Source organism: Aliirhizobium cellulosilyticum (assembly GCF_014198105.1).
Lineage (GTDB): Bacteria > Pseudomonadota > Alphaproteobacteria > Rhizobiales > Rhizobiaceae > Neorhizobium > Neorhizobium cellulosilyticum.
This window is the reverse complement of the sequence record NZ_JACIGW010000003.1, coordinates 276,947-296,207: the sequence shown is the minus strand read 5'-3', so window position 1 is coordinate 296,207 and position 19,261 is coordinate 276,947. Positions and strand designations below refer to the sequence as shown.

Annotated in this window: 14 protein-coding genes; 8 read left to right on the top strand and 6 right to left on the bottom strand. The window is 57.5% G+C overall.

Annotation, left to right across the window (positions count from 1 at the left end):
* Window positions 1-5 precede the first annotated feature (5 nt).
* From GGE33_RS15830 to GGE33_RS15800, 7 genes are all read left to right on the top strand, one after another.
* Window positions 6-1,700: an ABC transporter ATP-binding protein gene (locus tag GGE33_RS15830; protein ID WP_183825615.1), complete on the top strand. Its 1,695-nt coding sequence runs from the start codon at window positions 6-8 to the stop codon at window positions 1,698-1,700.
* 53 nt (window positions 1,701-1,753) lie between these two features.
* Window positions 1,754-3,106 carry an aspartate aminotransferase family protein gene (locus tag GGE33_RS15825; RefSeq protein WP_183824838.1) on the top strand — a complete coding sequence of 451 codons (1,353 nt, stop codon included), beginning with the start codon at window positions 1,754-1,756 and terminating at the stop codon, window positions 3,104-3,106.
* A 19-nt stretch (window positions 3,107-3,125) separates the two neighbouring features.
* Window positions 3,126-4,553, top strand: coding sequence for an amidase (locus GGE33_RS15820; RefSeq protein ID WP_183824835.1), 1,428 nt, complete (start codon window positions 3,126-3,128; stop codon window positions 4,551-4,553).
* Between the two features lie 72 nt (window positions 4,554-4,625).
* Complete coding sequence (locus GGE33_RS15815) at window positions 4,626-5,693, top strand: phosphotransferase (protein WP_183824832.1); 1,068 nt, start codon at window positions 4,626-4,628, stop codon at window positions 5,691-5,693.
* Window positions 5,694-5,711: 18 nt separating this feature from the next.
* Window positions 5,712-7,046, top strand: coding sequence for an aspartate aminotransferase family protein (locus GGE33_RS15810; protein WP_246436149.1), 1,335 nt, complete (start codon window positions 5,712-5,714; stop codon window positions 7,044-7,046).
* 66 nt (window positions 7,047-7,112) lie between these two features.
* Window positions 7,113-8,351, top strand: a complete 1,239-nt coding sequence (locus GGE33_RS15805) for a Zn-dependent hydrolase (RefSeq protein WP_183824829.1) — start codon at window positions 7,113-7,115, stop codon at window positions 8,349-8,351.
* An 86-nt stretch (window positions 8,352-8,437) separates the two neighbouring features.
* A complete protein-coding gene (locus tag GGE33_RS15800; protein WP_343062475.1) occupies window positions 8,438-9,175 on the top strand; it encodes a GntR family transcriptional regulator in 738 nt (245 codons plus the stop codon).
* Window positions 9,176-9,731: 556 nt separating this feature from the next.
* On the opposite strand, the gene GGE33_RS15795 is transcribed toward GGE33_RS15800, so the two are convergent.
* From GGE33_RS15795 to GGE33_RS15775, 5 genes are all read right to left on the bottom strand, one after another.
* On the bottom strand, window positions 9,732-11,516 hold the full coding sequence (locus tag GGE33_RS15795; RefSeq protein WP_183824826.1) for a TniQ family protein: 1,785 nt from the start codon (window positions 11,514-11,516) through the stop codon (window positions 9,732-9,734).
* A gap of 13 nt (window positions 11,517-11,529) precedes the next feature.
* Window positions 11,530-12,522 (bottom strand): TniB family NTP-binding protein, encoded by a 993-nt coding sequence (locus GGE33_RS15790; RefSeq protein WP_183824823.1) that lies wholly within the window; start codon window positions 12,520-12,522, stop codon window positions 11,530-11,532.
* Window positions 12,500-14,677, bottom strand: coding sequence for a Mu transposase C-terminal domain-containing protein (locus GGE33_RS15785; protein ID WP_183824820.1), 2,178 nt, complete (start codon window positions 14,675-14,677; stop codon window positions 12,500-12,502). Before GGE33_RS15785 ends, GGE33_RS15790 begins: the two co-directional genes overlap by 23 nt.
* Window positions 14,678-14,751: 74 nt before the next feature.
* Window positions 14,752-15,561, bottom strand: coding sequence for a hypothetical protein (locus GGE33_RS15780; protein WP_183824817.1), 810 nt, complete (start codon window positions 15,559-15,561; stop codon window positions 14,752-14,754).
* Between the two features lie 97 nt (window positions 15,562-15,658).
* A complete protein-coding gene (locus tag GGE33_RS15775) occupies window positions 15,659-15,874 on the bottom strand; it encodes a hypothetical protein (RefSeq protein ID WP_183824814.1) in 216 nt (71 codons plus the stop codon).
* A gap of 563 nt (window positions 15,875-16,437) precedes the next feature.
* Between GGE33_RS15775 and GGE33_RS15770 the strand changes: the two genes are divergently transcribed.
* Window positions 16,438-17,178 (top strand): hypothetical protein, encoded by a 741-nt coding sequence (locus tag GGE33_RS15770; RefSeq protein ID WP_183824811.1) that lies wholly within the window; start codon window positions 16,438-16,440, stop codon window positions 17,176-17,178.
* 11 nt (window positions 17,179-17,189) lie between these two features.
* Here GGE33_RS15770 and GGE33_RS15765 read toward each other — a convergent pair whose 3' ends face one another.
* Window positions 17,190-19,256 carry a DNA cytosine methyltransferase gene (locus GGE33_RS15765; protein WP_183824808.1) on the bottom strand — a complete coding sequence of 689 codons (2,067 nt, stop codon included), beginning with the start codon at window positions 19,254-19,256 and terminating at the stop codon, window positions 17,190-17,192.
* Window positions 19,257-19,261 lie beyond the last annotated feature (5 nt).

Sequence of the window (19,261 nt, the reverse complement as noted above, 5' to 3'; positions counted from 1 at the left end):
CAGACATGATCGACACCAATGCCGTGACATCCGACGAAACCGCTGCCGCCGTCATCCATCCGGGTGCGCTGAAGGAGGAGGGGAGGGGCGAACCGGTCGTCCATATCGACAGGCTGAGCATCGCACTTCCGGACGGCGCGGATCGTCCCTATGCGGTCGACCGCGTCTCCTTCAAGCTCTTTCCCGGTGAGATGCTCTGCGTGGTCGGCGAAAGCGGTTCGGGCAAATCCATGTCGGCCAATGCGCTGATGGGGCTTCTTCCCGACACTGTTCGCGTGGCGCAGGGGCGTATCCTGCTTGGCGCAACCGATCTGATCACCATGCCTGCAGATGCGCTCTACGCCATTCGCGGTCGCCGGGTGGCGATGATCTTCCAGGAGCCGATGTCAGCGCTCAACCCGCTGATGAAAGTCTCGGCGCAGATCGAGGAAGTGTTCGAGGCGCATGGTCTTCTGACTCCGAAGGAGCGCAAGGAAAAGGCGCTTTCGCTTCTGACAGAGGTCGGTCTGCCCGACCCGCCGCGAGCCGCCGACAGCTATCCGTTTCAGCTTTCCGGCGGTCAGCGTCAGCGTGTGATGATTGCCATGGCGCTGGCGCTCGAGCCGGAAGTGCTGATCGCCGACGAGCCGACAACGGCGCTCGACGTGACGACGCAGGCGCAGATATTGAAACTCATCGCCGGGCTCCAGAAGGAGCGCAACATGGCGGTGATGTTCATCACCCACGATTTCGGCGTCGTGGCCGAGATCGCCGACTATGTGACGGTGATGCAGCTCGGCCGCATCGTCGAGCAGGGAACGGCCGAAGAGGTGCTTTTCTCGCCGCAACACCCCTATACGAAGAAGCTGATCGCGGCGATCCCGCGTCCCGGCGAAGGGGTGGCGCGTATCGAAACCCGCGAGCCGCTGCTTGCCGTCGAGAACCTGTCGAAAATCTATCGCATGGGCGGTGGCCTGTTTTCCAAGGTCCGTGAAGTGCATGCCGTCAAGGACGTGTCGTTCACGCTCGGGCGCGGCGAAACGCTCGGCATCGTCGGAGAAAGCGGCTCAGGCAAGTCTTCGGTCGGTCGCTGCCTCGTGCGGCTGCAGGACCCCGAAAGCGGCCGCGTTCTGCTCGGCGGACAGGATATGGCGCATCTGAAGGGCGAGGAACTGCGCGCCATGCGCCGCCGAATGCAGATGATCTTCCAGGACCCGTATTCGTCGCTCAATCCGCGCGAAAAGGTCGGGCGCATCATCGCCTCGGGGCCGATCGCCTATGGTGAGGATGAGAAAAAGGCGCTGGCGCGAGCCGCCGAGCTGATGGAGATGGTCGGGCTCGATCCCAAAGGAACCAACCGTTTTCCGCACGAGTTTTCCGGCGGTCAGCGGCAGCGTATCGGCATTGCCCGGGCACTGGCGCTCGAACCCGAGATCATCATCGCCGACGAGGCGGTGTCTGCGCTCGACGTTTCGATCCAGGCTCAGGTTCTGGAGTTGCTGGGCCAGCTGAAAAAAGACCTCAACCTCTCCCTCGTCTTCATCACCCATGACCTGCGCGTTGCGGCCAAGATCTGCGACCGCGTTATGGTGATGCAGAAGGGTGAGGTCGTCGAACTTGGTACGGGGAGCGAGATCTTCGACACGCCCCGGCACCCCTACACGAAAAGCCTGATCGAGGCCATTCCCGGTCGGGCAAAGGAAGCGCTGATGACGGCTTGAGCCCGTCGGATATCAATCAATTCGGGCAACAGAGCCCGCTTATGGAGCAGCACATGACGATTATGCCGAACTCGGTCGAAGCCCGTGACATGGCCTATCAGATGCATCCGATGGTCAATCTTCGGAAATACGAAAAAACCGGCGGCCTCGTGATCGAGAGCGGCGACGGCATCTATGTCACGGACAATACCGGCAAGCGCTATATCGAGGGTCTGGCCGGCCTGTGGTCGGTGGCGCTCGGTTTCGGCGAAAAGCGGCTGGCGGAAGTCGCCAAGGCGCAGATGGAAAAGCTGCCCTATTACCACAGCTTCTCCTACAAGACGCATGGGCCGTCGATCGATCTGGCCGAGATGTTGGTCAAGATCGCACCGGTGCCGATGTCGAAGGTGCACTTCACCTCCTCCGGTTCCGAAGCCAACGACCTTGCCTGCAAAATGGTCTGGTACCGCTCCAACGCGCTCGGCAATAAGGACAAAAAGAAGATCATCGGCCGGATCAAGGGCTATCACGGTGTGACGATCGCCTCAGGCTCGATCACCGGCCTGCCGCGCAACCATGAGAGCTTTGACCTGCCGCTCGACCGGATGGTTCATACATCCTGCCCGTCCTATGTGCATTTCGGCCTCGAAGGCGAAAGCGAAGCTGATTTCACCAAGCGCATGCTGAAGGATCTGGAAGACCTGATCCTGAAGGAAGGCCCTGAAACGATCGCCGCCTTCTGGGGCGAGCCGGTGATGGGCGCCGGCGGCGTGCTGATGCCATCGGACGGCTACTGGGCCGGCGTTCAGGCCATCCTGAAGAAATACGACATCCTTCTCGTCGCCGACGAAGTCATCTGCGGCTTCGGCCGTACCGGCAAGATGTTCGCCTGCGAGACGCTCGGCATCGAGCCGGACGTGCTCGTCGTGTCGAAGCAGATCTCGTCGTCCTACATGCCGCTTTCGGCGATCATCATGAACGACCATTTCTATCAGCCGATCGCCGACGAAAGCGACCGTATCGGTGTGTTCGGCCATGGCTTCACTGCCTCCGGTCATCCGGTCGCGACCGCGGTTGGTCTCGAAAACCTGAAGATCATCCAGGAGCGGGATCTCGTCGGCAACGTCGCACGGCTGGAAGAAAAGTTCCTCGGCGGCCTGGCAGAACTTGCCAAGCACCCGCTGGCGCATTCCTCGCGCGGCGTCGGCCTGCTCGGCGCGCTGGAAATCAAGCCCTGGGCGGATGCCAATGCCGGTGATGCGGCTGCAGCGATCGCCGCCGCATGCCAGGACGAGGGCCTGATCATCCGCAATATCGGCGAAGCCATCTGCTTCTGCCCGCCGCTGATCATTACCGCCGAACAGATCGACGACATGTTCGGTGCCGTTGCCCGCGCGCTGGATACCGTTGCGGCCGCGCACGCCTGAAGCATCAAGGATTGAGATCATGAACATGATGGAAAAGACCGATCTTGGCGAAATGACCGCGGCACAGCTTTCCGAGCTGTTCGCGTCGGGCAAGGCGTCCCCGGTCGAAGCCGCCAAGGCCTCGCTTGCGCGGATCGAAAAGTTCAATCCGAGCGTCAACGCCTTCGCCTATGTGGTGCCGGAACTGGCGCTCGCCGAGGCAAAGGCATCCGAAGCGCGCTGGAAGAAGGGCGAACCGCTTTCACCCATCGACGGTGCGCCGACGACGATCAAGGAACTCACTCCGGTCAAGGGCATTCCGTGGCGGCGCGGCTCGGTGCTCGGTGCAACGACGCCTTCCGAAAAGGAGTTCCTGATCATGGAACGCCTGCGCGGCGCGGGTGTGACCATCCTAGGCACGACGACGTCGCCGGAATTCGGCTGGAAGGGTGTCACTCACGGTCCGGCATTCGGCAACACGCTTAACCCGTGGCGCACTGATCGCGCCTCGGGCGGCTCTTCCGGCGGTGCGGCCGTAGCAGCCGCGCTCAACATGGGCGTTCTGCATGAGGGGTCGGATGGTGCAGGCTCGATCCGCATCCCGGCTTCGTTCTGCGGAGCGTTCGGCATCAAGCCGACCTATGGCTGGATTCCCTCCGACACGCCGACGGCGCTGTTCGAGCTTGCCCATCGCGGCCCGCTGACGCGGACGGTCGAGGATGCGGCGCTGTTCATGAATGCCACAACCGGGCCGACGCCGAAGGCGATGTATGGCTATAGTCCGACACCGGTGCCGAACTGGCACGAAGGGATCAATGCTGCCAGCGTCAAGGGCGTGAAGATCGGTTACAGCCGAAATCTCGGTTATGCCGAAGTACAGCCGGATGTCGCTGCTGCGGTCGAGCGGGCCGCCCAGCGGCTGGCGGATATGGGCGCGATCATCGAGGAGATCGATCCGGGCTTTTCCAATCCGCAGGATGCTCTTCTGGCGCTCTGGTACGCCGCCGAAGCCCGCACCGTCGAGATGGTCAATCCGACGGAAGAGCAGAAGAAGTTGATGGATCCCGGCCTGATCCGCATCTACGAGAAGGGAAAGACCTACTCGGCCATCGACTATGTCACGGCCGAGCAGGTGCGTGCCGATCTCAAGGTGACGATGGCGCTTTTCCACGAAAAGTATGATGCCCTGATGCTGCCGACCATGCCGACGACGGCAATCGAGGCGGGTGTCGATTTTCCCGGCGGGATCGAGGGCAAGGACTGGTCCGACTGGTCTCCCTTCACCTATCCGTTCAACATGACCGGCCAGCCGGCCGTATCGGTGCCGTGCGGCTTTGATGCCGGTGGCCTGCCGATCGGGTTGCAGTTCGTCGGTCCGCGTTTCCGCGACGATATCGTGCTGGCATTGGCGGCGGCCTATCAGGCGGCCTATCCCGAGGACGTTCTCAGCGCGCCCAGGCTCGGCTGAGCCGGACAACAAAGGTGCGGGGGCCTTGTCTTCCGCACCGCGACAATCAACAGCAGTATCGGGATGGGACAGATGGCCTCCACGGCAAGCCAAGGAGCGGCAAGCGGACTTGGCGCAGAGCTGAAGACGGGCGCGACTGCCGTGCCCCCGGATCAGGCCGAGCGCATCGCACGGGAAAAATACGGGCTTTCCGGCAAGGCCGAATGGCTCTGGGGTGAGAAGGACAGCAATTACCGGCTGACGCTCGACGACGGAAGGGAATATCTCTTCAAGGTTCTCAACCCGGCGGAAAATCCGGCGATGACGAACATGCACAGCCAGGCGCTTCTGCATGTGGAAGCGGCCGATCCCGGCATTCCGATCCAGCGGATCATCCGCACCCTGGACGGTGAGGCCGATTTCCGCATGACCGATGACGAAGGCGGCACGCGCGGCGTGCGCGTGGTGACCTTCGCGCCCGGCATTTCGCAGAAATCACAGCCGCATTCACCGATCCAGCGCTACCGCGTCGGCGTACTTCTCGGCCGCATGCAGAAGGCGCTTGAAGGATTTACCCACGAGGCAGCAGGCCATCGCATCACCTGGGACATGTCGCACGCCGCAGGCCTTCGCGAATTGCTGCCGGTCTTCGAAGACGAAGCGCAACGGGTGAGGCTGGAACGGGCGATGGCCGATTTCGAGACCCTGATTGCTCCGCGCATGGATGAACTGCCGGTGCAGGTGATCCATAACGATTTCAACATGGAGAATATTCTCGTCAGCGAGGATGATCCGGATGAGATCAGCGGCATCATCGATTTCGGCGACATGGTGTACGCACCCATCCTGTTCGATGTCGCTGTCGGCGCGGCCTACCAGATGGGCGACGCCGATGATCCGGTCGAGGCGATGTGCGATTTCCTCAAAGGGTATTCGACCGAAAAGACGCTCGCTCAGGAAGAGATCGAGTTGCTTTACACTGCGGTGACCACCCGGATGCTGATGCGGCTTGCTATACCCGAATGGCGCGGAAAGCTGTTTCCCGAACTTCGGAACCTCTATACCCGCAACAGCCCGACCGTCTGGGCGCAGTTTGCTCGGCTCGACGCAATTTCAAGAGATGACGCCGTAAAGCGCCTGGCAGCGGCCTGCCGCGCCTGACACCTAAGGGAGAGAGACATGAACAAGCCAGCCACAACAATGATCAACGGCTTCGATGCGTCGCGTCTGAGCAGCCTGCCGGAGCGCGAACGGTCGATGATCGAGCGCCGCCAGGCAATGCTCGGGCCGTCCTACCGGCTGTTTTACGAAAACCCGCTGCATCTGGTGCGCGGCGAGGGCGTCTGGCTCTACGATCCCGACGGCAATGCCTATCTCGACACTTATAACAACGTGCCTTCGGTCGGGCATTGCCATCCGCGCGTTGTCGCCGCGATCGCCGAACAGGCGGCGGTGCTGAATACGCATACGCGTTATCTCGACGAAAAGATCCTCGATTACTCCGAAAAACTGCTTTCAACATTTCCCGACGAGATGAACCGGGTCATGTATTGCTGCACCGGCAGCGAGGCGGTCGATCTCGCCATGCGGCTGGCCTGTTACTACACGGGCGGAACCGGCATCATCATTACCGAGAACGCCTATCACGGCACGACGGCGGCCGCCGCCGCCATCTCGCCGTCGCTCGGCCCCAACATGCCGCTCGGCATGCATGTCATCACCGTGCCGGCGCCGGATGCCTATCGCGCCGATGGCAAGGATGTCGGCGAGACGTTTGCGCAAGAGGTGTCCAAGGCGATCGCCTTCATGTTGCGCCATGGCATCAAGCCGGCGGCCTTCATCGCCGACAGCATATTCTCGACTGACGGCATCTATTCGGAGCCTGCGGGCTTCCTGAAGAAGACGCTGGAAGTCGTACATGAGGCCGGCGCGCTTTACATTGCCGACGAAGTGCAGCCGGGCTTTGGTCGCACCGGCTCGCATATGTGGGGCTTCATGCGTCACGGCATCGTTCCCGATATCGCCGTCATGGGCAAGCCGATGGGAAATGGCCTGCCGATCGCGGCCGCGGTGATGAAGGGCGAGGTGCAGGAACGTTTCGGCAAGGACATCCGCTATTTCAACACGTTCGGCGCCAACCACGTATCGATCGCCGCCGCCAATGCCGTGCTCGACGTCATCCGCGACGAAGACCTGATGGGCAATGCGTTGTCGACCGGCAATTACATGCTCGACGGTATGCGCAAGCTGCAGCAGGATTTCGACTGCATTGGTGACGTACGTGGCGCGGGTCTTTTCCTCGGGCTGGAATTCGTCAAGGCCCGGCAGAGCCGCGCCCCGGACGGACCGCGCTCGCTTGTGGTCGTCAATCGCATGCGCGAGCGTCGTGTGCTGATCAGCGCCGCCGGCATTCATGGCAACACACTGAAGATCCGTCCCCCGCTGCCGTTCGGCAAGGACCATGCGGACATATTCCTGAAGGTGCTCGAGGAGGTGCTGCACGAGACGCGGTGACGGCGTTCGTCTCCTCGATCCCTGCCGATCCCCCTGCCTGCCAATTCCGATGCCAAAGGATAGACCATGACGACCTCGCCGGAAATCAATGCGGAACGCCTCTGGGCGGATATCATGACGATGGGTGCGATCGGCGCGACCCAAGGCGGCGGCAGTTTCCGGCCGGCGCTTTCGGATGCGGACCGCGAGGGGCGCAACCTGTTCCGTTACTGGGCGGAGGAGGCGGGGCTTGTGGTGACTGTCGATGCGATCGGCAACATGTTTGCGCGGCGGGAAGGGACCGATCCATCCCTGCCGCCGCTGATGATCGGCAGCCATCTCGACACGCAGATGCCGGGCGGCAAGTTCGATGGCGTTCTGGGCGTGCTTGCCGGGATTGCGGTTATCCGCGCGCTCGATGCGGCAGGCGTCACCACGCGGCGGGCGATCGAGATCGCCAATTTCACCAATGAGGAAGGCGCGCGGTTTCAGCCGGGTGTGATGGGGTCGGGCATTTTTGCGGGGGTCTTAGCCCTGGAAGATGCCTTGTCCCGCAAGGACGACGATGGTGCGATGCTGGGCGACGAACTTGCCCGTATCGGTTATTCAGGGCCGCTGCCGGTCGGCGGGCGGGCGGTGCATAAATATCTCGAACTGCATATCGAACAGGGGCCGGAGATGGAAAAGGCAGGTGCGATGATCGCCGCCGTTTCCAACAGTTCCTGGGGTTGCAGCGGGTTTATCGATATCAGCGGCGAGAATGGCCATTCGCAGACGGCCGCAATGTCGACGCGGCGCAACGCGCTTGTCGCTGCGGCAAAACTGATCCTCGAAATCGAGGCTATCGGGGCCGAAAACGAACCGGCGGGCATGGTCAGCGCCACGGTGATCCGTAACTGGCCGAACAACCGCGTCAACATTCCGCATCTGACCAAGCTTTCCTATGTCGCCGTTCATGCGACGGAAGAGGGGAGGGCGAAGATCATCGATCGTATCGAGGCTGCGGCCAGACGGATCGCCGGGGAGACGGGGCTTACGATCGATGCCACGACCTCGCATTATCGCCAGCGGCTCGACCTGTCGCCGGAGCTTGCCGGGCAGGTTCTCGAAGCGGCGGAACGACTGGGCTACACATCGATGATGCTGCCGACGCTGACCTCTCATGACGCACTGTCGATGACCCATCTTTGCCCGACGGCGATCATCTTCGTGCCCTGCAGGCAGGGCATTTCGCACAGCGAAAAGGAATGGTGCGAGCCCGATCAGGTGACGGCCGGAGCCAAGGTGCTTCTTGAAATGGCAATGATCGCGGCGAACGAAGTATGATGCTCGTGCCCTCTTTATGCCGACGAAAGCAACTGCTTATAATGTAAGGAAGCTAAAACACGCAAAGCGAGCGGACGAGGCGCTGAGTGAATTCACACGCTAAACTTGCACTTGAAGACATGGGGGCCGGACAGCCCAAGGCGGTATGGGCGTATAACGTCATCCGCGATGCGATCATCACCATGAAACTGGCGCCGGGCGAAACGCTGAACGAAAAGGAGACCTGCGCCGAGCTTGGCATTTCCCGAACACCGATGCGGGAGGCCTTGTTGAGACTGGCGCAGGAAGGACTCGTCAATATCGTTCCGAGCGGCGGCACATTCGTCAACAAGATTGCCATGCGCAAGGTGATCGAGGGGCATCTGATACGTTCCAGCCTTGAAATGCGAACGGTGCGTCTTGCAGCCCGTAATTTCGATCCCGTCCATGAGAAGGACCTCGATCTGCTTATCTTTCGCCAGCAGGAAGCGGCCAAGCGGCGTGACATCGATGAGGCTTTCAAGGTCGACAACGAGTTCCATCGCCTCCTCTGCCGCATCGCCGGCTTTCCGAATGTCTGGCAGACGATCCACAACGCGACGGGGCAACTCGACCGCGTACGGCGCCAGGCATTTCCGAAGATTGGTTATTTCGAAGAGGTTCTGGACGAGCATGTGGCGCTTTATGCCGCGATCAAGGCTCATGATGAAATTCGGGCTGCGAAACTGCTCAAGGAACATCTCGGCGGCATAAACGCCGTTGTCGAATATGTCCTTCAGGCCGATGCCGATATCATTACCGGCGAGGACGATATCGTGTTGCTCAACGCACTCTCGGACGTGTGAACCGGACGTCCGGGAAGATCTCTACGTCCAGCCGCGATGCGCGATATTGCCAGCATCGCGGCAAGTGAGGTTGCTGCACATGCCGTCGGCGAGGCCCAGCCGTGGATCGGGCGGTGGGCAGGCTTTCCATATTGCCCGCATAGCCAGACACGACTAAACCGCCCCCCAAGTCCCAAGTCCCAAGTCCCAAGTCCCAAGCCACAAGCCCTTGCCCGACACCATGCCGCCTCCCGGCATGCGTCGCATCCCGGACCCGCGACCGCCGGGCGGGATCTCTCGCTGCATTATGACAAGCCTATCCACAAGCGAAAACGACATGACGAGGGCGGCTAGGTTTTTCCATTCGCCAAAAATATCCAGTTGAAAACATTGAGAAAATAGGCGCCTATCTGTCTGTGTTCAGAGCGAGCCTGCCTCAAGTGCGCCTAGCTTCCGCACGTGAATTTCCGCTTGGTCGAGACACAGCAGCTGCCATCGACACTCATCGGACCGAAAAAACGACACAAAAAAAGGTCCGGAAAACGGACCTTTTTGAAACTAGATGAGGGGATTATGGTCAGTGGTAGCCAGCTTCTACCAAGTCTGAATTCTTATAAAGACGATGCGTGTCGAAACGTGTCTTCAAAACAGGCGAGACCGCCTTTGCGGCGAGTGCGCTGGCGACTTCCGCAACGGTTATCTTGCGGTGATCAGCCAAATCCCGAGCGTATGTATAATCTTGCCGAAAACCGTCGAGGTCCGCTTTTCGGACGCCAGGCTTTCCACTTTCGCTGTTCATCGGTACCACTGGGATTATCCCGCTTTCTATGAGTTTCGCGAGTGTGAACTTCTTGACTCCCAAGACACGGCCCGCCGCCATAATCGTCATTATCTCTCGCTCGTCGCGCGGAGCTTGAGTGGGGGCGGGGCGAACCGAAGCAATCTCGGTCGGGTCAAAAAGGAGGGTATCCAACTTCGGCTGCTCCGCATGCTTAACGGATATTCGTGAGAGCTTCCCTTCAAAGGCAAATTTCAAAACTTGGACTACACGTATCCGGTACTGCTTCATGGCATCGAGACCGACTAGACCAAGAGGCGGCAAATCTGGATCAATGAAGTCGGAAATCTTGGTAATCAGGGCCGCGATGTCATCCTTGTGAACGAGGCGATAGACCCGTCCGTTGTAATTACGATTGGCCTTCACTTCCAAAATCCCCTCCCTGATAAGGTCATCGCAAACCTTCGATCCGCATCCAAGCATCGCTGCTGCTTCAGATGTAGAGACCGAAGAGTTCGTATCCAAGAGCGCGTCATGGATGTCCGCGTATTTTAGGAAACGCGGAACATTGCCGACACCGAATTTCCATTCAAGGGTGCGGGTCACCCGCTCTTCCGGGAGATTGTACGCACTTGCGGCGGCGGCGAGGGTGTAGATCTTTTTTGCCTTTACCGGCCAGATGAATACCGCGCCAGGCTCGAAAGGGATGCTCTCCTCTGCGTGATCCTGCATGAGACGAAACAGGGGGTGATAAGCTTCGTTTCCGCTATTCTTCTTTGCCCACCGTAGGACGGGAGCGTAGAGACCAGCCGCTGTCCTGACCGCCTTCTGGCATTTGTTCACATATGCCGTCATGAGCTCGTGGATAGCATCCACACCATGCTGGGCCACTTTGTATCCATCGTTGCGTAGATCGAAATTTTCGTAGCCGTCGGGGATCCGGAAATTCGGTTTTCCTGTTTTCAAGCCTTCTTCGAAATGCCCGATGAGCGTACAAAGCTCCGCAGCAATGTAGGCCGGATACTGGTCCAGGAACGCGTTATCCCTGGGACGAAGGAGACGGTCGGTAAAATAGCGGTCGGCATCCATCGGCTTCGGTTCGTGCGAAGTAGGGTCACCCGAGAAGGCCATAAAGTTGGAGAGTTGCATATAGCCACCTTTGTCAGTTTGAAGAAGGCATCCATGCTCCGTGCAGTGCGCTATCATCCGCCACTGCCACACGCCGCGAATGCGGGGCGTGCCCTGCTTAGCATCGTCGGCCAAGCAAGCTGAACAATAGCGGAGGCCGGTAGTCTGGACCTGACTACGCTTGACATCATCGTGGCCGAGCGCCCCTATGGTGGTAGGCTTCACCGCGAAGCGGTTGAGGACAGAAGAGGGAATTTCGGTCATCATGCCCACACGCTCGATGTCAGCTGGTCGGAGATGCAGCGTGTTGACAAGCGGAATTCTCAAGAGGGAGCAGAACTGACCAACGTTCTCGAAGCCATTCTCCCACGCAAGGCGGGAGAGGTAGCTAACGAACGCTTCGTCGGGAAAGATTTCCGGACGCTTGGGGAGTCTGTCAGGGGAGAAATGACGCATTTTGTTCAGCTCCTTACTTGGTGCGATCGAGATCTGCGACAGCCATAGCGGGATCCAGAACTTCCCAGTTTTCCGAGAGGAAAATGTTGTCTGCCTTCATGCACCCGGTCTTCGCGCGATAAACAGCGGCAAAATCCTCCAGTCGAACAGTTTTGCGATCCTCATCAATTGCGCGAATGCATGCCTGCTGGACGTAGGTGATGAGTGCGCCCAGTGCTCCTTCGGAGGCCCGCGTGAGGCGCTCGGGCAGCCGCTTGTTCGTCTTCCAACCGATTTTAAGCTCGGCCGTGTCCACGACGATTTCCCGCGTCAATCGTTGCGCGTAAGCCATATGATCCTTGTTCTGGTAATCGAGAGGGAGGAGGCGCATCACAGTGCAGCGGTTTGCCAGCTGGCGGTCTCCCATGAGGAAGCGAGACAGTTCGTGCGTGCCGACAAAAATGAAATGGATCGGCCAGTCATCGATCTGCAGCAGGCTCTTAAGCACATCCTGGACCTTCTTGATTGTCGCGTCCTTGGTGCCACGAATGGCGTGCTGCATTTCGTCCACAACAACACATTCGATTTTGTTCAGCTTCAGAACGCGTTTCAGAAGAGCATACAGCTCGAACTCTGAAGCTCGAGAGGTGGCAGGAATGCCGATCGCCGCAAGCATGGCAATAGGGAATGCTTTCGGAGTACAGCTCCCGGGCGCCTCGACCATCAAGACGGGCGAGTACATCGTTCCGTCCTCAGCCATTTTCGGTTGGAGATCGGGGAAACGTGACATGTGGTACTCCAGCATCTTAGATTTGCCTGAGTTGGAATCGCCCATAACCACGATAGCGCATTCCTTCACGCCGCCGCCCGCCAGGCGAGCTTTGAAATTATGGGTCTGCTGCGCGAGGAGCGCAGGAAACTCATCGTCACGGGGCGACGGATAGTAGGGCAGGGTCACCTTCAGCTTTTTCTGGAATTTCGCGCTGTCGTAAACGGGAACGCTATTAACGGTAGCCAGCTTCGTCATCTTTTTTATCCTTGCGAGAAGTGATCTTGGGTGCGTTTGCCTTGATGGGGGTGCGAGGGCGATCGGGGCGCGTGAGTACGACTCCGCCTTCGCGCAGCGGGTTGGCCGGGATGTCAGTCACAGGGACATCAAATTCGACGTCGTCGTCCGCGGACATCGCCACCTCGCCATCGAACAGATCGCGTTCAAGGTTAGCGAGTTGTTCGGCCGTAACCGTGCTGGGCGAGATGCAAGCACGGACGCGGGCGGCCTCGACCGAGCCACGGATGTCACGCAGCGCCTTGTACATCCGTGGCAGCATCGGCCCCTGAGCCTGATTGGCGTCATCATCCAACTGACGGCGGACCTGGAGCCATTCGTCGACCGAGATCTGTTCCTTCATGCGTGCGCGGTTTTCCACCAGAAACCAATGGCCATCCGGGTGTTCAACCGTGATCCAACGGATGTCGTCGCGGTGGAAACGGATCTTGATCTTCTTCGGATTCTTTTCCTGGCGAAGCTTCTGGAGTTCGTCGGAGTTGTAGCGAATGCCCCACTTGTAGATGCCGTCAGCGTGGATTGTTCGCTTGTCCTCAGCTCCGAAAACAGTGATACGCATCTCCGGGTCGGCACCCCACTGGCCACCGATTTCCTCCAAGTATTCGACCCACGCCTCATGCGGGCTCTTCTTGGTGCGAGGGTTCACCTGGTGGTGGAAGTAGTCCAGCAACGCGCGGATGATGAGGCATACGGCCTCGTCGGCGGTTAGCGTCGCGCGAGCCTCGGAATCGTAGTCCCCCTTTTCGACAATGTTTCCGAAGGTGCGACCATCGAAGTACGACATCAGTGTCCGCGAGATGACGCCCAACATGCTCTCGATGAACCCACGGTGCCAAGGCTGGCCAGCAGGCGGGTGCGAGAGGCTGATGTGAGCACCGCGAAATGCGTCATGCGTGTCGTCGGAATTGTAGCCCGTACCGTTATCGGCGTAAGCGGACTCGAAGCGAACGCCCCCATACCAATCCGTCTGCGCACCGGCGTAGCGTGCAATATGAGACTTGTCAGCGATCGCCATGTCGAGCGTGTGGATGATAGCGGCGGAATTCTCGGACTGAGAAGCCGTTACGGCCACCGTGTAGCCAGTATACGCGTCACGGGCCATGTTCAGATAAATACGCACGGGCTTGAGCTCAGACTTGGACTTTTCGTCAAGCTTGTCCCAAAGATCCCACAGCATCAGCCATGTCTGAAGCTCCAACAGATAGCTGTCGAATTCCACGCGCTCGCCAGGGCGTTCAACATCAAAACCTTCCGACTGAGCACGGAAGTATGCCATGGCTTTCGTGAAACCCTCACGGCCCGCCATCACATGGAACTTATCCATCGCATTGATGATGTTTTCGAACTGCTTGCGACCAGGAGTCTGCAGAAGATCGTGCCGTCCATTGGCCTCGCGTTCCGCGTTCTCCTGGCTGACGGCATCCTTGCACTCCTCAAGGAGCTGCTTTTTCGTCGGCTTTTTGTCGTCCGCATACTTGAATGCGATCTTTGTCCAGAAGGCCAGGCTCTCCGGCGCCACCTTGTGCAGACGGTGGTTCTTTCCAGGGCCACGATGGCGGGGGAGCAGGATGCGAATATCACGCCCCGCTTTCAGGTAGTCATCGTAGTAGCTGAGGAACGTGCGAGCGTTCGGAGCCTTGAAAGCCTTCGAATCAACAGCCTTCTGAGAGTTCTTAGCCCCTTTAAGGCCGCGGCTCAGAATTACTTCGACATTCCACTTGAGAAGGAGGTCCTTAAGTTCATCGCGTGTCGGCTGACCGAACTCCTTGACGTGCGCCTCATAGCGAAAGATCAAAGACTCCTTGTGGCGAGCCAGAGCGATCCAATTTGTCTTGAAGTCCTTGAAACGCTTGTCGCCATAAAGGCGACGGATGAGCGAAGGAGCGTCGCTGTGATAGCCACGGTCGATTTTTGCCTTGCCATCTTTCAAAGCGACGTAGAAATCTTCGTAAGAAACGACCTTCTCTACCGCCGGATCGGCTTCCAAACGAAACTTGTAAGCCTTGAATCGTTGATCGCTTTTCGCTCCCATCCAGAAGCGATTTTCATAGAAGATACGGTCGTTAGAGTTGACCTGAATGACGATGTATTTCAGCTCACGGGCATGGAAGTTCATGTGGCCCTCCTGTGGGCATAGCTCCGCCGTCCCCCGGGGTACCCGAGTTTGCAGCGGTTGAGTTGTGAATGGGGTTAGAGGTTGACGGTGAGGTAGGTCAGGTCATCGATCCGTTCATATTCACTTGCCGGTTCGAGGACACCAAGATCGATCAAGCGCCAGATTGCTGCCTTGCGTGCCCAGTTTCCGACAGCGCGGTAATGATACAATTCCCAGAATTCGATTGACTTCCGTCCCTTCAAGAAGTGCTGAAGACCTTCGACTTCGGTAGGATTGGCTTCGATCCGGGCCCACAGGATGCTGCGAGCATTCGCGACCCTTGCCCGGGTCGCCTGAGCATTAGACATGAAGATTGCCGCGTCGATCTGCGTTTCCTCCGATGACATGGCAATCTGCTCAAAGATTTTGAGGATACGCTGGCGATAGCGCTCGGGTTTCACGGCAATTCCGATGTGAGAGCCATCGGTTTTGACGACGAGGTAGTCAAAAATAGTCTTGCGCCATACACCCTCGTCATCCTGGTACTTAGCGACGGTTTTCTGGGAATAGAGCTCTGCCACCGTACGATCTGCCTGAAGCATGAGGGACACGTCGTGCTCAAGTCCGCTTTCATGCTGAACTTCCCGACCGTTGAAAATCGTGAAGCCGCGTTCGTTCTTCCGGCTGTTACGTGCTACGTTGCGGACTCCACCGTGGCGCTTAGGACGCAAATATCCCTTCTGATGCATCTCGCGCCGAGGACGTTCGTAGGACGGCAAGCATTTGCTGTCTTCCAACGTCGGCAACACGCCCTTTTCGTTGGCTTCCTTCAGGACCTTGCGGTTCCGTTCGAGGAGGCGATGGCGAAGCACCACTCCGCGGCGTACAATTGTTTCATCACGCATTTCGATACTCCAGACAGACGGGATGAGCGCCGAGCGAGCACGCACGGCATTGCGGGGCAGTCGGGCGGTTCACCCGACTGCGTCGTTGCAGTGGAATTTAGAGGGAGGTGCGGCGCGACTTCATGCGCCACGGATGGATGCGATTGTCGCGGTAACGGCGCTCGAACGAACCGCGAAAAATCTCGCAACGCTCATCGTCGTCGATGGGATCAAGGAGAACGTTCTCGAGCGGCTCGCCGATGTAGAGACCCGCGTAAGGATCATCGTGAGCCAAACCGTTGATGAAGTCGTTACCAGAATTCTTGCGTGCCATTGCAGCGCCCTTTCCGAAAAGCCGGTTGAACAGAGCGGATGCTAAGGATACGATATTCGATGAAGCGGGCTTATCGCCTTCGGCTTTTCCCAAACTCATCGAGCATCACTCCAATTGCATCCTGGGGAGAGCAATGGCGTATTATCGCGGGGAAATCTGGTGAAAGCGGGCCGAGAAAAGTGATCTGGAGCGCTAAGATTCTGTAATTAGCGCTTGCATGACAGCCGCTAATGTGACTGCGATTACTGAGGAATGATGGAGCTGTCGCTGTCATTTTCATCTCGCCAAATGCATTGCGATCTAGTGCATGAACCTCACTCAATGAGGCTGACGCACCTTGGGACGGCATTTGCTAGACCGAGATTATTCGAAACAGCTGCATTGTAGCGTGGCTCCATCAGAGACAATCGACTTTTGCGTCAAATCGGGACGATGTCCAATTGAAATTTAGAAGCCGTTAACATTTATGAAGATATGGTTAACGTCAGCGCATCATGCGAAGCGTGTTGTTGCTTGCATGGAGGGCTGTGATTTTCTGAGCACCACTGAATAGAAGGTGCTTCATGCAATTTCCAATCCTCAAGATACTGGGTGAGCTTAGAGCGAACTTGCCGCCGAAGTTTAAAGAGCTTGCCGTTCGCCCGACCGTTGGCACCATTAACAGTTACTACGCAGGGCAAACGCAGCACGAGAACGGTTCTGCCACGCTTGCGATCAGCTTTCAAAACACGGACGGAACGGTATTCAGCCCGATTGAGATACGCCTACCATTCTCAGATGAAAATGGAGTGCTCACGCCCACCTGGAAGGGCGCTACCCTAATCAGTAACCATTGGTCGCAGGACCTATACATGGGCGAGACCGGTTGGCAGTACCTAAGGTTCAATGAAGAGTGGGGCGCCAGCCTTCCGGATGACGAGACACATCGGAATGAACAAATATTGGCCGGACTCAATTTTTACAGTCTGATCCATGTAACTTCCGCTCCTGAGAAAATTACTAGGATTTATGATTTCGCGAGGGCGCACACGGACATCGACATGGTGATCTGTGAACTGGAAGGTGCAGTTTTGAGATGCTCGCGGATCAACGGCTTCGATGGCTATGACTTCAAACATCCAAACGGGGAGGCGTGGCGCGTGGAATTCCGTACTGATGAAGCCGTCTTGTTGATCGATGGCACTCTAGCCGCATCGACCGTCGCCGACGAACCCTCGCGAGTTTTCTCCATGATCAGCAACAAATTGGCTGAGACGGAAGATAGAGATCGCAGCGACGAAAACGCTTCCGATCTTTCGCTATGAGATTAATGGCTTCATTCATCATCGCTGTCATCATCAGTCAACATTTGATCGAGCATCGCCTGCTCGATCATGGCCCTTCGCCATTCATTCGCTAAAAATCGATCCCGGTTTGAGCTAGCTTCCGGGGTGAGTTTAAATTTGAGTTTCGTCGGAAGTTCTCCACCGATCTCGAACGCTTGAGGGTTCATGGGGTCAAGCTCCTCGCCCGTTAGTGCGGTGCGCAGGGCTATTGCAACTGCATGAGCGACTGCAGGGGGCACCGCTTTGGTAAGATTCTCAACTTTTTGTCCTACGTCCTTGCCGGGGAAATGCCATCCAAATGGGAACCCATTAAGCAAAGCAAGGAGGCTGAAAGTCAGTGGTAGTGGCTTGCCGGATGTGGCGTCGTCGTGACCAATGTTCAGAGGTTCGTCATGGAGTGACATCGTCAATCCAACATTGGTCCATTTTTTCTCGTCACCTTTGACGCGATCGATGATCCTCGGCGCAAACTTGTCTCCGTATTTCTCGAGCCAGTTGCGAGCCCACCTATCGTATTTTCGCTGTTCAGCGTCGCGAGTGTCCGAAGGATCAGCCGCATCGTCTTTGGTACCCCAGTTGTCACTCCGGTACGGAAAAGCATGGTCAAATAGGACTTCACCCAAGTGAGAATTGCGTGGCGTTGAGCCCGGAGGGGTGAACTTACGCCACATTTCGTTTTCCATGCCGATAATGAAGGTATCGACACGCATCTCCTGAGGGACTTGAACATCGCTTGCACGGACGTCGAAGATGTCAAAACTGTAGCCTTGGTTCTGACAGATTTCATGAAGTTTTTTCCGGTGGGGAAGATTTGGCTTTGCCCCATAGAGTGCGGCGTCAATCTGGAAAAAGAACGCTCGAGGATTGACGGCGGTAATGCAATCAATCGCCGCATTTAGACGCTCAAGCTTCTCGACCTGCATCAAGTTTGGACCGTTCAGGTTGCCAGCAAGCATATCTAGCTTTGTGGATCCAGTCCGCTGGTCCGCGAGCTTCGCTAACCCATCGAAGTCCCTGATGTCCACCGATTCAACACCTAATTTCGGCCTGTTCATTTTAAGCGTCTTGGTGCATGCAAAATCAGGTTCCGTAACGGCAAGGATATTGAATCGGGCCGCTTCAAGGCCCAAGGTCGTTCCCCCGCAATCAGCGCCTACTTGTATCGCAGTGAGCGTTCGCAAGTGATCCGGAGACTTGCGCCAAGTCCCTGTATCCGTCGAAACATTGATACCCGCGAGATATCTGACGGAGTCGCTGGAGAACCAGGAAGTGTAGCTACTCTGCAGCCACGGAAATCCTGCCCGGAAGCTACCCTTGGAAATTTCAGACAGGGCGTAATGTGCTTGAGCAAGATACTGTTTTTCGGGATCCTCAAGTCCGACGAAGAGCCAATCTTGCACGGAGGGGAATTCAGATCCGAACAGCTCCTCGAAGCGGCGGAGTAGAATTCGGGAATGTTTGCGAATTTTCACGAACACATTGTCGGATGGTTGGTTGGCATAGATGACAATGAGATTGTAGAGGACAGCAGCATCCGCGCGAAAGGCATCCTCATCGGTCTTCGCTTTCTTCGCAAACGCAGCGCGGAGACTCTCCTTGTTGGACTCGATGACGAGCTCTTCCGCTGACATGTTAGCCATGGCGAGACTAGATTTGATGTTGGGGAAGTCGTTGATTGAGATTTTATAGCCGCTACGAATCCGTTGAAGGGCCGCGTCTCGCACATCATCGCCCGCACGAATGAGGGCGTTAATAATAACAGGAGAAACGGCATGCTCTTCCAACTCACGAGCGTAAGGTTGCAGTGTTGAGCCGAATTTAATAAATACTTCGACATCGTAGCCAGGCACATCGCAATCAGCCAGGAGCTCAGCGATGTGAGGAAACTTTCCTTTTTGCAGCTTGGCGACGTGTTCCAGCTGCTTCACATAATTTTCTGTGATTTTCCTGCTTAGCACCAGGAAATGCTTGCGCACATCGAACCATTTTGAAGCATCTGATTCACTCAAAGCTGGGGTGCTTGTCGCGGGGGAAATTCGTTCCTCAATGCTGCTCATCTTAC

What these genes read in the sequence shown, in the direction of transcription:
- GGE33_RS15830 (WP_183825615.1), top strand. Translation starts at nt 6, where the DNA reads ATGATCGACACCAATGCCGTGACATCCGACGAAACCGCTGCCGCCGTC.
- GGE33_RS15825 (WP_183824838.1), top strand. Translation starts at nt 1,754, where the DNA reads ATGACGATTATGCCGAACTCGGTCGAAGCCCGTGACATGGCCTATCAG.
- GGE33_RS15820 (WP_183824835.1), top strand. Translation starts at nt 3,126, where the DNA reads ATGAACATGATGGAAAAGACCGATCTTGGCGAAATGACCGCGGCACAG.
- GGE33_RS15815 (WP_183824832.1), top strand. Translation starts at nt 4,626, where the DNA reads ATGGCCTCCACGGCAAGCCAAGGAGCGGCAAGCGGACTTGGCGCAGAG.
- GGE33_RS15810 (WP_246436149.1), top strand. Translation starts at nt 5,712, where the DNA reads ATGAACAAGCCAGCCACAACAATGATCAACGGCTTCGATGCGTCGCGT.
- GGE33_RS15805 (WP_183824829.1), top strand. Translation starts at nt 7,113, where the DNA reads ATGACGACCTCGCCGGAAATCAATGCGGAACGCCTCTGGGCGGATATC.
- GGE33_RS15795 (WP_183824826.1), bottom strand. Translation starts at nt 11,516, where the DNA reads ATGCGTCATTTCTCCCCTGACAGACTCCCCAAGCGTCCGGAAATCTTT.
- GGE33_RS15790 (WP_183824823.1), bottom strand. Translation starts at nt 12,522, where the DNA reads ATGACGAAGCTGGCTACCGTTAATAGCGTTCCCGTTTACGACAGCGCG.
- GGE33_RS15785 (WP_183824820.1), bottom strand. Translation starts at nt 14,677, where the DNA reads ATGAACTTCCATGCCCGTGAGCTGAAATACATCGTCATTCAGGTCAAC.
- GGE33_RS15780 (WP_183824817.1), bottom strand. Translation starts at nt 15,561, where the DNA reads ATGCGTGATGAAACAATTGTACGCCGCGGAGTGGTGCTTCGCCATCGC.
- GGE33_RS15775 (WP_183824814.1), bottom strand. Translation starts at nt 15,874, where the DNA reads ATGGCACGCAAGAATTCTGGTAACGACTTCATCAACGGTTTGGCTCAC.
- GGE33_RS15770 (WP_183824811.1), top strand. Translation starts at nt 16,438, where the DNA reads ATGCAATTTCCAATCCTCAAGATACTGGGTGAGCTTAGAGCGAACTTG.
- GGE33_RS15765 (WP_183824808.1), bottom strand. Translation starts at nt 19,256, where the DNA reads ATGAGCAGCATTGAGGAACGAATTTCCCCCGCGACAAGCACCCCAGCT.